This is a genomic window from Sphingomonas sp. CD22, from assembly GCF_034556155.1.
In the GTDB taxonomy this organism is placed as follows: Bacteria; Pseudomonadota; Alphaproteobacteria; order Sphingomonadales; family Sphingomonadaceae; genus Sphingomonas.
The window spans coordinates 211,639-226,484 of record NZ_JAYDYX010000004.1; the positions used below are offsets into that span (position 1 = coordinate 211,639).

The window sequence follows — 14,846 nt, forward strand, 5'->3', positions numbered from 1 at the left end:
GACCGGCCCGATCCCGCGATGACGGCGCGGAGATGGCATCGTCCCCGATCCTCGATAACCCCACCCGCACCGCTGCGCTGCTCGCCGGCGCGATCACGCTCGCCGCGGCGGTGCTGATCCTCGCCGTCGTCGGCAGCCTCGTCGCCGCGGCGGGTTTCCTCGCGGTCGGGATCATCGCCGCCGGCATGGTCTTCGCCTGGCGGCTGCTGACGCCGCAGCACGCCACCGAGCCGCGTACGATCGACTGGGAGTTCACCCGCGCCGTCGCGCAGGCGAGCAGCGACGCGGTCGCGATCACCGATCGTGCCGGCCGGCTGGTCTGCGCCAACGACGCCTATGAGGCGCTGTTCGCCGGTTTCCCGACCCCGCCCGGCCTGCCGCTCGACAATGACGGCGTCGCCCTGCTCGGCAACGCCGGCCGTATCGCCTGGCGCGAGGGCAACGGCGTCGTCCGTAACCTTCACGTCGGCGTCCACCGCGTCTGCGCGCGCATCACCCGCGCCGGTGACGAGGGCGACATGCTCGTCTGGCGGTTCAGCGTCACCGAGGAGCAGGACGTCGCCGCCTCGACCGAGGCGCTGATCGAGGGCGCGACCGGCGATCGGCTCGGTGGCGCCGGGGTGATGGCGGCGCTGATCTGCCCCGACGGCCGCGTCCGCGCCGCCAATCGCGTGCTGGCCCAGCGCGCGCTCGGCGGCGGCGAGCGGCTGGAGGGCCGCGACTTCGCCCGGCTGCTGATCACCGACAGCCGCGGCCTCGTCCGCTTCGAGCGCGAGGGGCTCGACGGCACGCCGCTGCGCGTCGTCCAGATCCCCTTCATGGATTCGGAGGATGCGCCGGTGCTCGTCGCTTTGCTCGACGACGAGGATAGCGCACCCGCGATCGGCGCCTCGGCCTCGGCGCATGTGCGCAGCCTCGTCAGCCTGATGCCGTTCGGGATGGCGCTGGTCGATCGCGAGGGCAAGTTCCTCCAGATGAACGACGCCTTCATCCGCGCCGCGGGTGTCGACGCGCGCACCCCGCCGCTCTACCCGGGCGATCTCGTCGTGCGCGAGGACAAGGCCGCGGTCGCCGATGCGATCCGCCGCTTCGCCGGTGGTGCCACGCATTCCTCCGACATGGCGGTGCGCCTCAAGAGCCACCCCGAGGAGCCGGTCGCGCTCACCATCGCCGGCGCGCGCGGACTGGGCGATGCCGCGGTGCTGCTCAGCCTCAAGGACAATAGCGAGGAGAGCCGCCTCAAGCGCGAGGTCGCGCAGGCGACCAAGATGCAGGCGGTCGGCCAGCTCGCCGGCGGCGTCGCGCACGATTTCAACAATATCCTGACCGCGATCATCGGCCATTGCGACCTGATGATGATGCGCCATTCGCCCGGCGACAGCGACTACGACGATATCCAGCAGATCCGCACCAACTCGAACCGCGCCGCCAGCCTGACCCGCCAGTTGCTCGCGTTCAGCCGCCAGCAGACGCTGCGTCCGCAGACGCTGCAACTGCCCGATGTCGTCGCCGAGGTCTCCAATCTGCTCAAGCGGCTGATGGGCGAACAGATCCGCCTCGACGTCACGCACGGCCGCAACCTCGGCGCGGTGCGCGCCGATCCCGGCCAGCTCGAACAGGTCGTCGTCAACCTCGCGGTCAACGCGCGCGATGCGATGCTCGCGCACAATCCGGGCGGTGGCGGGACGCTGACCATCCAGACCAAGTCGGTCACCGCCACCGAGGTGCGTGCGATGGCGTCCGACATCCTGCCCGTCGCGGATTACACCGCCCTGGTCGTCAGCGACGAGGGCGGCGGCATTCCCCCCGAGATCCTGCCCAAGATCTTCGAACCCTTCTTCACCACCAAGGAGGTCGGCAAGGGTACCGGTCTCGGCCTGTCGACCGTCTACGGCATCGTCAAGCAATCGGGCGGCTGGATCTTCGCCGAATCGAAGCCGGGGCAGGGCGCCACCTTCACCATGTACCTGCCGGTCCACGCCGCGGGCACCGTCACCCGCGTCCCCGCCTCGCGGCCCAGTCCCAAGCCGGTGGAGATGTGGGGCACCGGCACGATCCTGCTGGTCGAGGACGAAGGCATGGTCCGCGCCGTCGCCGAGCGCGCGCTGACCCGCCAGGGCTATACCGTGATGACCGCGGAGAATGGCGAGGCGGCGCTGGAGCTGCTCGACCGCAACGGCCGCCCCGACCTGTTGATCAGCGACGTGGTGATGCCGACGATGGACGGCCCGACGATGGTCCGCCACGCCCGCGACCGTTATCCCGATCTGCCGATCATCTTCATGTCGGGCTATGCCGAGGAGCAATTGCGCCGCTCGATCGACCTCGACAACGTCGCCTTCCTGCCCAAACCGTTCAGCGTCCAGCAGCTCGCCGAGGCGGCGAGGGACGTGCTGGTCGGGCGGTGATGCCGTCGCCACGGCGCGCTGCGGCAGGAACGGGACAGGTTCCGCGAAATCATCTGTTGGCATTGCGCAACGACCGCGGGTAAGGGCGCAGGATGGCTTCCCCTACGCAGATCCTCATCGTCGAGGATGAACCTCTCATTGCGATGATGCTCGAGGATTTTCTCGAGGTCCTGGACAAGACGTCCGCCGGCACCGTCGACACGGTCGCGGGCGCGCTCGCGCGGGTCGCGGACGGCGGCATCGACGCCGCGATCCTCGACGTCAACCTGCGCGGCGGCGAGAAGAGCACGCCGATCGCCGAAGCGTTGGCGGCACGCGACATCCCCTTCATCTTCGCCACCGGCGGCAGCGACGACAGCGTCGACGCGCAATTCCGCGATCGCCCGGTGCTGCAAAAGCCGTTCACCATGGACGGCGTGGCGAAGGCGCTGGACGCGCTCTAGGCCGGGACCTCCGCAAAACTCGGCCGGTGCTCCCGCGCAGGCGGGAGCCCAGGAGTCGCGCGCGCTACCGGACGTTTCCTTGCTTGGCTCTGGGTTCCCGCCTTCGCAGGAACAGCGGAAGAAGTATGGCGACGGTCGACAGGACAGGCGATCGCGCGAAGCGACAGGCGCGCCCCGCGCATGCATGACGCATTTGTCACCGGAACGAAGGTCCTTGCGATCGCATTGACCGATCGAGGCTTTCGAGAAGGAACAGATGTGGCAGGCGAACCGATTGCGATCGTCACCGGCGGGGAATCCGGCATCGGCGCGGCCTGCGTCGCGGCGCTCGCCAAGGCCGGCGCCCGCGTCGTCTTCACCTATTTCCGCGACGCCGCCGCCGCAGCGGCGGTCGCGCAGGCGGCCGGCGGCGAGACGCGCGCCCATGCCGTGCAATGCGACGTCTCCAGCGAAGCCGCGGTCGAAACGCTCTTCGCAGAGACCGAGGCGCGGTTCGGCACCGCGACGTGGCTGGTCAATTCCGCCGGTCTCAACATGGCCGGCACCAAGCTGGTCGACATGCCGCTCGACCAGTTCGATCGCGTGCTGCGTTCCGATCTCTACGGCCCGTTCCTCACCTGCCGCCGCTTCGTCCGCGCCGCCGAGGCGGCGAAGGCCGGCGGCCGCATCGTCAACATCTCCTCGATCCACGAACGCGCGCCGCGCCCCGGTGGTGCCGATTACGATTCGGCCAAGGGCGGCCTCGCGCAGCTCACCGCGACGCTGGCGCTCGAACTCGCGCCGTCGCGGATCGCGGTCAACGGCATCGCCCCGGGCATGATCCTGACCCCGATGAACGCGCATGCGGTGGAGGACGCCGCCTATCGCGCGAAGCTGGAGGCGAACATCCCCTGGGGCCGCGCCGGCACTGCCGACGAGGTCGCGACGCTCGTCGCCTTCCTCCTCTCGCCCGCGGCGGATTATATCACCGGCACCACCGTCACGATCGACGGCGCGCTGTCCCTCGTCATCGCGCAGGGCGCATAGGAGCGCCCCCGATGCCCACTTATGCCGTCGAGGCCCTCGACACCGTCACCATCGCCCCCGGCTCGCCGATCGACGGCATGGACCTGATGAGCCCGTTCGTCTGGCGGGAGCAGGGCCGGTACCGCATGCTGGTGCGCGGCGTTCCCGATCCGCTCGGCCCCGCCGATCCCACCGGCCTGATCGCCAGCGGCTGGAGCGACGACGGCCTCCACTTCACGCTCGACGCGCAGCTCGCGATCGCGCCGGGCACCGATCCCGCCGACGCCGATGCCGGCGGCTGCGAGGACCCTACCGTACTGATCGCCGACGACGGCGGCTATGTCGTCTATTACACCGGCGTCGACGCCGCCCGCTCGCAGGGTGTGTTGATCGCCGCGAGCGGCGCCACGCTCGACACGCTGGTCAAGCGCCGCGTCGCGCTCGCCGCCCCGGCCGGCGAGGGCAATATCAAGGAAGCGACCTTCGCGCAGACCGCGGCGGGCGACTGGCGCCTGTTCTACGAATATGCCGCCGCGGAGGAACGCGGCATCGGCGCCTCGCGCGTCGGCATCGCTCGCGCCGCGCGACTCGGCGATCCCTGGACCTCTCTCGCCGATCCCTTTCCGATCCGCGCCGATTCGTGGGACAATTGGCATCTGTCGACCGGCCCGGTCTGCTGCCTGCCCGGCGCCGATCCGGTGATGTTCTACAATGGCGCGACGCTCGACGCGCGCTGGCGGATCGGCTGGATCAGCTTCTCGCCCGATTTCGCTGCGGTCACCGGTCGCGGGCTCGAACCCGTCATCCTGCCGCCGCCGCCCGAGGATCGCGCCAAGACCGACATCGCCTTCGCCGCCTCGACCGTCATCGAGGACGGCATGATCTCGCTCTATTTTTCGCTGGAGGATCGCATCCTGCGTCGCGCCCGCATCCGATATTACGCGTAACAAGCTTGCGTTGAAGGGCCCTCCCGCGACATAGGGCGTCGCCATGACCCAGTTTGACAAGTCCCGCCTGCCGAGCCGCCACGTCTCGGTCGGCCCCGAACGCGCTCCGCACCGCAGCTATTACTACGCCATGGGGATCGGCGAGGAGGATATCGCCAAGCCGTTCGTCGCGCTCGCCAGCGCCGGCAACAATTCGGCGCCGTGCAATACGACGCTCGACGGCCAGGCGGATGCCGCGCAGGCCGGCGTGATCCAGGGCGGCGGCATGCCGCGCCGCTTCAACACGATCACCGTCACCGACGGCATCGCGATGGGCCATCAGGGGATGAAGGCGTCGCTGGTCAGCCGCGAGGTGATCGCCGATTCGGTCGAGCTGTCGGTGCGCGGCCATTGCTACGACGCGCTGGTCGGCTTCGCCGGCTGCGACAAGTCGCTGCCCGGCATGATGATGGCGATGCTGCGCCTCAACATCCCGTCGATCTTCGTCTACGGCGGGTCGATCCTGCCCGGTCGCTTCCAGAACCGCGACGTCACCGTCGTCGACGTGTTCGAGGTGGTCGGCAAATATGCCGCCGGCGCCTGTCCGCTGTCGGAGGTGCACGAACTCGAGAAGGTCGCCTGTCCCGGCCACGGCGCGTGCGGCGGCCAGTTCACCGCCAACACCATGGCCTGCGTCGGCGAGGCGATCGGCCTCAGCCTGCCCAACAGCAACATGGTCCCCGCGCCGTACAGCACGCGCGAGCAGATCGCCGTCGCCGCCGGCGCGCAGGTGATGGAGCTGGTCGCGAAGCAATTGCGTCCTCGCGACATCTGCACCCGCGCCGCCTTCATCAACGCCGCGCGCGTCGTCGCCGCCACCGGCGGTTCGACCAACGCCGCGCTGCATCTGCCGGCGATGGCGAGCGAGGCGGGTATCGATTTCGACCTGTTCGACGTCGCCGAGGCGTTCAAGTCGACCCCGTATATCGCCGACCTCAAGCCCGGCGGGCAGTATGTGGCGAAGGACATGTACGAGGCGGGCGGCGTCTACATGCTGATGAAGACGATGCTTGCCGGCGGTCTGCTCGACGGCGATTGCATCACCGTCACCGGCAAGACGCTCGGCGAGAACATCGATCAGGTGACGTGGAACCCCGACCAGAAGGTCATCTACGACGTCAAGACGCCGTTGAGCCCGACCGGCGGCGTCGTCGGCCTGCGCGGCAGCCTCGCCCCCGATGGCGGCATCGTCAAGGTCGCCGGCATGCACCGCCTCCAGTTCGAAGGGCCGGCGCGGGTGTTCGACTGCGAGGAGGATTGCTTCGCCGCGGTCGAAGCGCGTTCGATCAACGAAGGCGAAGTGCTCGTCATCCGCTACGAGGGGCCGAAGGGCGGCCCCGGCATGCGTGAGATGCTGTCGACCACCGCGGCGCTCTACGGGCTCGGCATGGGCGAGAAGGTCGCGCTGATCACCGACGGCCGATTCTCGGGCGCGACGCGCGGCTTCTGCATCGGCCATGTCGGCCCCGAGGCGGCCGAGGGCGGCCCGATCGCCCTGGTCGAGAACGGCGACACGATCCGCATCGATGCCGAGGCCGGCACGATCGACCTCATCGTCGACGACGCGACGATGGCCGCGCGCCGCGCCGCCTGGCAGCCGCGGGTGAACGATTACGGCTCGGGCGCATTGTGGCGCTATGCCCAGAACGTCGGTCCTGCTTGGCAGGGCGCTGTCACCCATCCCGGCGCCAAGGCCGAAACCCACGTCTATGCGGATATCTGATCGCCGGGGCGCAGGAGCGGCGCTGCTGCTCCTCGCCGCGTGCAGCGATCCGCATGCCGGCGACAACGCGCTGGCGCAGGTGGAATCGGCGCAGGCGGAGGCGGCGGAGGACGACGGCAACATCCTCTGCGCGCGCGGCGGTGAAGCGCTCAAGCGCGACTGCACCGTCGAGCAGACGCAGAGCGAACGCGGCCTGATCCTCACCGTGCGTCATGCGGACGGCGGCTTCCACCGCCTGCTGGTGACGCGCGACGGCCGCGGCGTGGTCGCGGCGGATGGCGCCGAGCCGGCGAAGGTGACGATCCCCGAACCCGGCACGATCGACGTCGCGCTCGGCACCGATCGTTACCGTCTGCCGGCGACGATCAAGGCCGGACGATGATCACGATCGACGGCCAGCCGATCCTCACCGCCGCGCAGATGCGCGCCGCAGAAGATGCCGCGATCGCCGCTGGCACGTCGGTAAAGGCGCTGATGCAGCGGGCGGGGGAGGGCATCGCCGCCGCCGCGCGCCGTCTCGCCATCGGTGCGGACGTTCTCGTGGTCTGCGGCCCCGGCAACAACGGTGGCGACGGCTATGTCGCCGCGACGACGCTCGCCCGCCTCGGCCACCCGGTCCACGTGGCCGCCAGCGCCCCGCCGAAGACCGACGCTGCCATCGCCGCGCGCGCCGGCTGGACCGGCCCGATCGAGGCGCTCGCCGAAACCGCACCCGCGCCGGTGCTGATCGATTGCCTGTTCGGCACCGGCGTGACGCGTCCGCTCGCACCGGAGATCGACGCGACGCTCGCCCGCCTGTCGCGCACCGCCCGCCTCGTCATCGCGGCCGACCTGCCCAGCGGCACCGATGCCGACACCGCAGATGCCCCCGACTGGGCGAAGAACCACCCCGCCACGCTGACGCTCGCGCTCGGCGCGCTCAAGCCCGCACACGTCCTCCACCCCGCCGCGGCGGCCTGCGGCAATGTCCGCCTGATCGACCTCGGCATCGACCGCCCTGATGCGGTCATGGTGGCCGACCGGCCGACGCTCCCGCACCCCGGCCCGACCTCGCACAAATACACCCGCGGCATGGTTGCGATCGTCGCCGGCGCGATGGAGGGCGCCGCCCGCCTCGCCGCCGTCGCCGCGTTGCGCAGCGGCGCCGGCTATGTCGCGCTCTACGGCGGCAGCGGGCAGGGCGGCCCCGATGCCATCGTCCACCGCCCCTACGACCCCGAAGCGCTCGCCGACGACCGCATCGGCGCGATCCTGATCGGTCCCGGCCTCGGTCGCGACGACGAGGCACGCGCGCGGCTTGCCGCGCTGATCGCCGCCGACACGCACCGGCTCGTCATCGACGGCGACGCGCTCCACCTGCTCGACCCGGACGCGCTCCGCGCCCGCCGCAACCCGGTCGTCCTCACCCCCCACGCCGGCGAGTTCCGCGCGCTCTTCGGCAGCCCCGCAGGCTCGCTGCTCGATCAGGCGCGCAGCGCCGCCACCCGCGCCGACGCCATCGTCGTCCTCAAAGGCCCTACGACGATCGTCGCCAGCGCCGCCGGCGCCCGCGTCCATCCCGCCGGCAATCCGTGGCTTTCCACCGCCGGCACCGGCGACGTGCTCGCCGGCACGATCGCCGCGCAGCTCGCATACGGCCACGCCGATCCGCTCGCCGCCGCCGATGCCGGCGTCTGGCTCCACGCTCGGGCGGCGACGCTGGCGGGGAAAAGCTTCATCGCCGACGACTTGGCAAATGCGCTCACCCCGGCCAGAGCCGGCCCATGACCTCCACCGACACCATTTTACGCGTCGCGGCGCGCGGCGACGGCGTCACCGCCGACGGCCGCCACGCCGCCTTCGCCGCGCCCGGCGACCTGCTCGGCGCCGACGGCACGCTGACCCACGGCCCGCATCACCAGGCGCCGCCGTGCCGCCATTTCCCCGAATGCGGCGGCTGCCAGCTCCAGCATCTCGACGACGACGCTTATGCCGCCTTCGTCACCGACCGCGTCGCCAGCGCGCTCGACGGGCAGGAGCTGACCGCCACGCTGCGCCCGCCGTTGGTCTCGCCGCCCAACACCCGCCGTCGCGCGACGCTGCACGCGGAGGGGAAGGGCGGCCGCGTCACGCTCGGCTTCACCGCCGAGAAGAGCCATGCGATCGTCGACATGCGCGAATGCCATATCCTCGCGCCGAAGCTGTTCGCGGTCGTCGTCCCGTTGCGGACGTTGCTCCAGAAGCTTGGCTTCAAGCGCCGCGGCGACGTCCACCTGACGCTGTCGGATCAGGGGCCGGACGTGATGGTCACCAACCTCACCGCCGACGGCCTCGCCGCCGCCGAGGCGATCACCGGCTTCTGCGAGCGCCACGCCATCGCGCGCTTCACGCTCGACAGCGGGATCGGCGCCGAGACCCGCTGGGAGCCGCAGCCGGTGACGATCACGCTCGGCGGCCATCCGGTGCCGCTGCCGCCCGCCGCGTTCCTGCAAGCCACGCAGGAGGGCGAGGACGCGCTCGTCGCCGCGATGCGCGAGGCCACCAGGGGCGCCGCGACGATCGCCGACCTGTTCGCCGGTCTCGGCACCTTCACCCTCGCGCTGCCGGCACGCGTCTACGCCGCGGAGGGCGCTCGCGACGCGCTCTTCTCGCTGAAATCAGCGGCGGGGAGGGGGCAGCTTCCGGTCTTCACCGAACACCGCGATCTCTACCGCCGCCCGCTGACGGTCGCCGAACTCGACCGCTTCGACGCGATCGTCATCGATCCGCCCCGCGCCGGCGCGCGCGATCAGGTCGAGGCGCTCGCCGCCTGTCAGGCGAAGGTGATCGGCTACGTCTCCTGCAACCCGTCGAGCTTCGCCCGCGACGCGAAATTGCTGATCGAAGGAGGCTGGCGGATCGACTGGGTCCAGCCGGTCGGCCAGTTCCGCTGGTCGACCCACGTCGAACTGGCGGCGCGCTTCATCCGGTAATTGGTTCACGCGAAGGCGCGAAGGCGCGAAGAGGTCCCGCCAAGGGCGAGCGGATCGACCGAAAGACGAGCAATTGCATGCGGGAATGTCCTGCGGCTTCCCCGATCGCAACACCTTCGCGCCTTCGCCTGAACCTCAATATACCGCCGACACGAAGAACAGCCCGTCCGGCGGCGCGTTCAGCCCCAGCCGCGCGCGATCCCGCGCCTCCAGCGCCACCCGCACGTCGTCCACCGACCACCGCCCCATACCGACCAGCGCCAGACACCCCACCATCGAGCGCACCTGATGATGGAGGAACGACCGCGCCGCCGCGCGCACCGCGATCCGTTCGCCCTCGCGCGCCACCGACAGCAGATCGAGCGTCCGCACCGGGCTGTCCGCCTGACAATGCGCCGAGCGGAACGTCGTGAAGTCATGCCGCCCGACCAGCACCGCCGCCGCCGCCGCCATCGCGTCGGCATCGAGCACCTGCGGCACTTGCCACGCCAGCCCCGCCTCCCAGGTCAGCGGCGCCCGCCGGTTGACGATGCGATACTCATACGCCCGCCCCAGACACGAAAACCGGGCATGCCAATCGTCCGCCACAACGATGCAGTCGAGCACCGCGACCGGCGCCGGCCGCACCCGCGCGTTCAGCGCCTCCATCAACCGGAACGGCGCGATATCCTTGGCGATATCGACATGCGCGCGCATCCCAAGCCCATGCACCCCGGCATCGGTCCGCCCAGCGGCATGGACCGCGGTCCGCTCGCCGGTCACCGCGAACACCGCCTCCTCCAGCGCCGCTTGCACGCTCGGCCCATGCTTCTGCCGCTGCCAGCCCATGAACGGCCGGCCGTCATATTCCACCGTCAGCGCGAACCGCGTCAAAGCTGCGTGCCCGACCGCACCGGAAAGCCGCGCAGCAACTCGGCGGTGCTGGTCACACCGCGCCCGGCGCGTTGCACCAGCGTCGGCCGGATCGCGCCGTCGCCGCAGGCGACCGTCAGCGCATCGTCCACCGTCGTCCCCTCGCCGCCGGGGAAGCTGAACGGCAGCACGTCGGCGCCGAGCACCTTGACCCGCTCGCCCGCGATCTCCAGCCACGCCCCCGGCGCGGGGTTCATCGCCCGCACCAGCCGCTCGACCTCCACGGCGCTGCGCGTGAAATCGATCCGCGCCTCCGCCTTGTCGATCTTGCTCGCATAGGTGACGCCCGCCTCGGGCTGCGCCACGGGCGGATGCGCATCGAGATCGCCGAGCACCTCGACCATCAACCCCGCACCCAACGCCGCCAGCTCTTCGGTCAGCTCGCCCGAGGTCTTGCGATCGACCGCCACGCGCCCCTCCAGCCGCACCGGCCCGGTATCGAGCCCCGCCTCCATCTGCATGATCCCGACCCCCGTCTCGGCATCGCCGGCGAGGATCGCGCGCTGCACCGGCGCCGCCCCGCGCCAGCGCGGCAGCAGCGAGCCATGCACGTTGAGACACCCGAAGCGCGGCACGGCCAGCACCGCCCTGGGCAGGATCAGCCCGTAGGCCGCCACCACCGCGACATCCGCGTCCAGCGCCGCGAACGCCGCCTGCTCCTCCGCGCCCTTCAGGCTGACCGGATGCCGCACCGCGATCCCCAGCGCCTCGGCGCGCTGCTGCACCGCCGAGGCGACCGTCTCGCGCCCGCGCCGCCCGCCGGGGCGCGGCGGCTGGCTATAGGCCGCGACGACGTCATGTCCGGCCGAAACCAGCGCCTCCAGCGTCGGTACGGCGAAGTCGGGAGTTCCCATGAAGATGATCCGCATGGGGTGTCTTCAACGCGCTGGCGGGCGATGGCGCAACCCCCTATCTGTTCCGTCATGGCCTCTCCCGAAATCGAAGCCCTGACCCAGGCGCTCGCGCGCCTCCCCGGACTTGGGCCGCGGTCGGCACGCCGCGCGGTGCTCCATCTGCTCAAGAAGCGCGAGGCGGCGCTCGGTCCCTTGCGCGCCGCGCTGGAGGCGGTCGACGAACGGCTGGAGACCTGCGCGACCTGCGGCAACGTCGACACCGCCAACCCCTGCGCGATCTGCGCCGACCCGCGCCGCGACCAACGATCGCTCTGCGTGGTGGAGGAAGTGGCGGACCTGTGGGCGCTCGAACGCTCGCGGCTTTTCCCCGGCCGCTTCCACGTCCTCGGCGGCCGATTGTCGGCGCTCGAAGGCATCCGCCCCGAGGATCTCGCGATCGAGACCCTGGTCACCCGGATCGAGGCCGGCGGCATCGACGAGGTCGTCCTCGCGATGAACGCGACGCTGGAGGGCCAGACGACGGCGCATTACCTCGCCGACCGCATCGAACGCTTCCCGGTACGCGTGACCCAGCTCGCCCACGGCCTGCCGGTCGGCGGCGAACTGGATTATCTCGACGAAGGCACGCTCGCGCAGGCGCTGCGCGCGCGGCGTCCAGTGTAATTCCTCCCCGGCACGGGGAGGGGGACCGCGCATCGCAGATGCGTGGTGGAGGGGGGCTTCCACACGCGCCTACGCGGGAGGAGAGCCCCCTCCACCATGCCAACGCATGGTCCCCCTCCCCGTGCCGGGGAGGACTATGCTCGAACTTGACGCCAAACCCCTCGCCACCTAGCTGACCGGGCATGGCAGTCCTCCCCATCGTCGAAGTCCCCGATCCGCGCCTGCGCCTGATCTCCAAGCCCGTCGAGCAGGTCACCGACGAAACGCGCGCCTTCGTCCAGGACATGATCGACACGATGTACGACGCCAACGGCATCGGCCTCGCCGCGATCCAGGTCGGCGTCGACAGCCGCATCCTCGTCATCGACCTGCAGGACGAGAAGGACGAGGAAGACAAGCCGATCAAGGCGCCGCACGCCTATATCAACCCCGAAATCCGATCGGTCAGCGAAGAGACGAGCAGCTACAACGAAGGCTGCCTGTCGATCCCCGAACAATATGCCGACGTCGCCCGCCCGGCGCGCTGCCGCGTCCGCTGGCTCGACGAACAGGGCGAAGCCCATGAGGAAGAGCTGACCGGCCTGCTCTCGACCTGCATGCAGCACGAGATCGATCATCTCAACGGCATCCTCTTCATCGACCATATCAGCCGCCTCAAGCGCGACATGGTCATGAAGAAACTGACGAAAATGCGCCGCTGACGCACAGGCGCGGGGCGGCTCGCTCCGCTTCCTCCGCATCCGTCACCCCGGACTCGTTCGAAACCTCCGCGACACTGCCCAGTGCTTGGAACGCGAAGTGCTTACATGAACGGTCCTGTGTGTCGGCCCCGCCCGTGACAGGGGGAGACTGAGGCGGGCAGCGTCGAGCGTCCATATCCCGCAATTAGGGACTGTCCTCCCTCCGACGTTCGATCTATGTTCCTCGTCACGAAAAGACCGCCGCCGACGTCCGCCATGACGTCCGCCGGCCGCCAAAGGGAATGACCGTGGACCTGACGATCGTCATCATCGCCATCCTCGCGCTCGCGGCGGGGCTGCTCGTCGGTTGGCTGCTCGCCAGCCGCAGGGCCGGCAGCCTCACCGCCGATCTCGCCGTCGCGCAGAGCAAGGCCGCCGACGCCGAGATCGCCGCCCGCGCCCGCGACGCGGTCGAGCGCGAACGCAACGAGGCGATGCGCGACCTCGCCGCGCTCCGTGCGCAGGCGGAGGATCGCGCCGCCACGCTCGATGCGCTGCGCGACGAACTCTCCGCAATCCGCGCCGATCGCGACGCCGCCCGCACCGCGCTCGCCACCACCGGCGCACAGGTCGAGGCGTTCGAGGCGCGCCTGATCGACATGCGCGACGCCAAGGAGCAGATGGCGGCGCGGTTCAACGACCTCGCCAACAAGGCGCTGACCGACGCGCAAAAAGCGTTCCTCGATCGTGCCGAGGCCCGCTTCCGCCAGTCGGAGGAACTCGCCGGCACCAACCTCAAATCGCTGCTCCAGCCGGTCAACGACCGCCTGCTCCGCTACGAGGAAGGCGTCGCCAAGGTCGAGGCCGAGCGCCGCGACGCCTTCGGCGATCTCAAGGGCCAGATCGAACAGATGCGGCTCGGCCAGGAGCGCGTCTCCGGCGAGGCGGCCAAATTGGTCAACGCGCTGCGCAACGCGCCCAAGGCGCGCGGCCGCTGGGGCGAGCAGCAGCTTCGCAACGTGCTCGAAACCTGCGGCCTCGCCGAACATACCGACTTCGCGATGGAGGTCAGCGTCGCCGACGGCGAGGGCGGTCGCCTGCGCCCCGACGCGATCGTCCGCGTTCCCGGCGGCAAGTCGCTGATCATCGACGCCAAGGTGTCGCTCAACGCCTATCAGGACGCGTTCGGCGCGGTCGACGAGAGCGAGCGCCATATCGGCCTCACCGCGCATGCCGCGTCGATGCGCGCGCATATCAACGGCCTGTCCGCCAAGGCCTATTGGTCTCAGTTCGACGATACGCCCGAATATGTCGTGATGTTCGTCCCCGGCGAGCATTTCCTCTCCGCCGCGCTGGAGCACGATGCCGGCCTGTGGGATTATGCCTTCGACAAGAAGGTCCTGCTCGCCACGCCGACCAATCTGATCGCGATCGCGCGCACCGTGGCGGCGGTCTGGCGGCAGGAGAAACTGGCGACCGAAGCCCGCGCGATCGGCGCGCTCGGCAAGGAACTCTACGACCGGCTCGCCAAGGCCGGCGAGGACCTCCGCAAGGTCGGCGGGGGCCTGACCACCGCGGTCAACAATTACAACAATTTCGTCTCGAGCTTCGAAAGCCGCGCCCTGGTGTCGGCGCGCAAGTTCCGCGACCTCAATATCGAACCCGGCGCGCGCGAGATCGGCGTCGCGGAACCCGTCGAGGCACTCGCGCGCTACGGCGAGGAAGCGCTGCGCCTGCCGGATGCGGCGGAATAGAGGAGCGGGCGGTGAAGGGCATGCACGACGGCGACGTCATCATGGATCGCGACGGGCGCGTGTCGGGCATGGTCGCCGGCGACGTGATCGTCCGATCGGGCTGCGACGTCAGGATCAGCGGCATGGTCGCCGGTGACGTCTACGTCGAGGCCGGCGCCCGCGCACGGATCAGCGGCATGGTCTCCGGCCGCATCATCGACCGCGGCGGCTCAATCCGGGTCAGCGGCATGGTCGGTGGCTAGGCCGGTCGGCAAGGCGTTGACGCTGCGGCCGAAACCGGCACCGCTGTCCTACAGGCGGCCATCGTGCTACCCATCCGGCTCTTTCTCATCGGTGCAGAAATCGAAACGATAGGGCTCGATCGTTTCGATTGAGGTGTCCAACTTGTCCATCTTTGCGTCATGCGCGAGGCGGCGGCAGGACCAGTAGCGAGGATAGGCATCCAGATTGAAAGTCCTCCCTCGCCA

General features: G+C 70.1%; 14 protein-coding genes. 12 read left to right on the forward strand and 2 right to left on the reverse strand.

Annotated elements, in window-relative coordinates:
* Positions 1-32: 32 nt before the first annotated feature.
* The 8 genes from SFC76_RS09660 to SFC76_RS09695 all read left to right on the forward strand — a co-directional run bounded on the left by SFC76_RS09660 (position 33) and on the right by SFC76_RS09695 (position 9,516).
* Positions 33-2,408: a response regulator gene (locus SFC76_RS09660; protein WP_322849266.1), complete on the forward strand. Its 2,376-nt coding sequence runs from the start codon at positions 33-35 to the stop codon at positions 2,406-2,408.
* A gap of 92 nt (positions 2,409-2,500) precedes the next feature.
* Positions 2,501-2,851, forward strand: coding sequence for a response regulator (locus tag SFC76_RS09665; protein WP_322849267.1), 351 nt, complete (start codon positions 2,501-2,503; stop codon positions 2,849-2,851).
* A gap of 258 nt (positions 2,852-3,109) precedes the next feature.
* Positions 3,110-3,877 (forward strand): SDR family NAD(P)-dependent oxidoreductase, encoded by a 768-nt coding sequence (locus SFC76_RS09670; protein ID WP_322849268.1) that lies wholly within the window; start codon positions 3,110-3,112, stop codon positions 3,875-3,877.
* A gap of 11 nt (positions 3,878-3,888) precedes the next feature.
* Positions 3,889-4,803, forward strand: coding sequence for a glycosidase (locus SFC76_RS09675; RefSeq protein ID WP_322849269.1), 915 nt, complete (start codon positions 3,889-3,891; stop codon positions 4,801-4,803).
* A gap of 43 nt (positions 4,804-4,846) precedes the next feature.
* Positions 4,847-6,565, forward strand: a complete 1,719-nt coding sequence (gene ilvD, locus SFC76_RS09680) for a dihydroxy-acid dehydratase (protein WP_322849270.1) — start codon at positions 4,847-4,849, stop codon at positions 6,563-6,565.
* Complete coding sequence (locus SFC76_RS09685) at positions 6,552-6,947, forward strand: hypothetical protein (protein WP_322849271.1); 396 nt, start codon at positions 6,552-6,554, stop codon at positions 6,945-6,947. Before ilvD ends, SFC76_RS09685 begins: the two co-directional genes overlap by 14 nt.
* Positions 6,944-8,332 carry an NAD(P)H-hydrate dehydratase gene (locus SFC76_RS09690; RefSeq protein WP_322849272.1) on the forward strand — a complete coding sequence of 463 codons (1,389 nt, stop codon included), beginning with the start codon at positions 6,944-6,946 and terminating at the stop codon, positions 8,330-8,332. The genes SFC76_RS09685 and SFC76_RS09690 overlap by 4 nt, the downstream gene beginning before the upstream one ends.
* The gene (locus SFC76_RS09695; protein ID WP_322849273.1) at positions 8,329-9,516 is read left to right on the forward strand and encodes a class I SAM-dependent RNA methyltransferase; all 1,188 of its coding nucleotides are present in this window, start codon (positions 8,329-8,331) and stop codon (positions 9,514-9,516) included. The genes SFC76_RS09690 and SFC76_RS09695 overlap by 4 nt, the downstream gene beginning before the upstream one ends.
* A gap of 135 nt (positions 9,517-9,651) precedes the next feature.
* Here SFC76_RS09695 and truA read toward each other — a convergent pair whose 3' ends face one another.
* On the reverse strand, positions 9,652-10,389 hold the full coding sequence (truA, locus tag SFC76_RS09700) for a tRNA pseudouridine(38-40) synthase TruA (RefSeq protein ID WP_322849274.1): 738 nt from the start codon (positions 10,387-10,389) through the stop codon (positions 9,652-9,654).
* Positions 10,386-11,297, reverse strand: a complete 912-nt coding sequence (fmt, locus tag SFC76_RS09705; protein WP_322849275.1) for a methionyl-tRNA formyltransferase — start codon at positions 11,295-11,297, stop codon at positions 10,386-10,388. The genes truA and fmt overlap by 4 nt, the downstream gene beginning before the upstream one ends.
* 54 nt (positions 11,298-11,351) lie before the next feature.
* On the opposite strand from fmt, the gene recR reads away from it, so the two are divergent.
* The 4 genes from recR to SFC76_RS09725 all read left to right on the forward strand — a co-directional run bounded on the left by recR (position 11,352) and on the right by SFC76_RS09725 (position 14,621).
* Positions 11,352-11,945, forward strand: coding sequence for a recombination mediator RecR (gene recR / locus SFC76_RS09710; RefSeq protein ID WP_322849276.1), 594 nt, complete (start codon positions 11,352-11,354; stop codon positions 11,943-11,945).
* A 182-nt stretch (positions 11,946-12,127) separates the two neighbouring features.
* A complete protein-coding gene (gene def, locus SFC76_RS09715; protein WP_322849277.1) occupies positions 12,128-12,646 on the forward strand; it encodes a peptide deformylase in 519 nt (172 codons plus the stop codon).
* Positions 12,647-12,927: 281 nt separating this feature from the next.
* A complete protein-coding gene (locus SFC76_RS09720) occupies positions 12,928-14,379 on the forward strand; it encodes a DNA recombination protein RmuC (protein WP_322849278.1) in 1,452 nt (483 codons plus the stop codon).
* Positions 14,380-14,399: 20 nt separating this feature from the next.
* A complete protein-coding gene (locus tag SFC76_RS09725; RefSeq protein ID WP_322849462.1) occupies positions 14,400-14,621 on the forward strand; it encodes a hypothetical protein in 222 nt (73 codons plus the stop codon).
* Positions 14,622-14,846 lie beyond the last annotated feature (225 nt).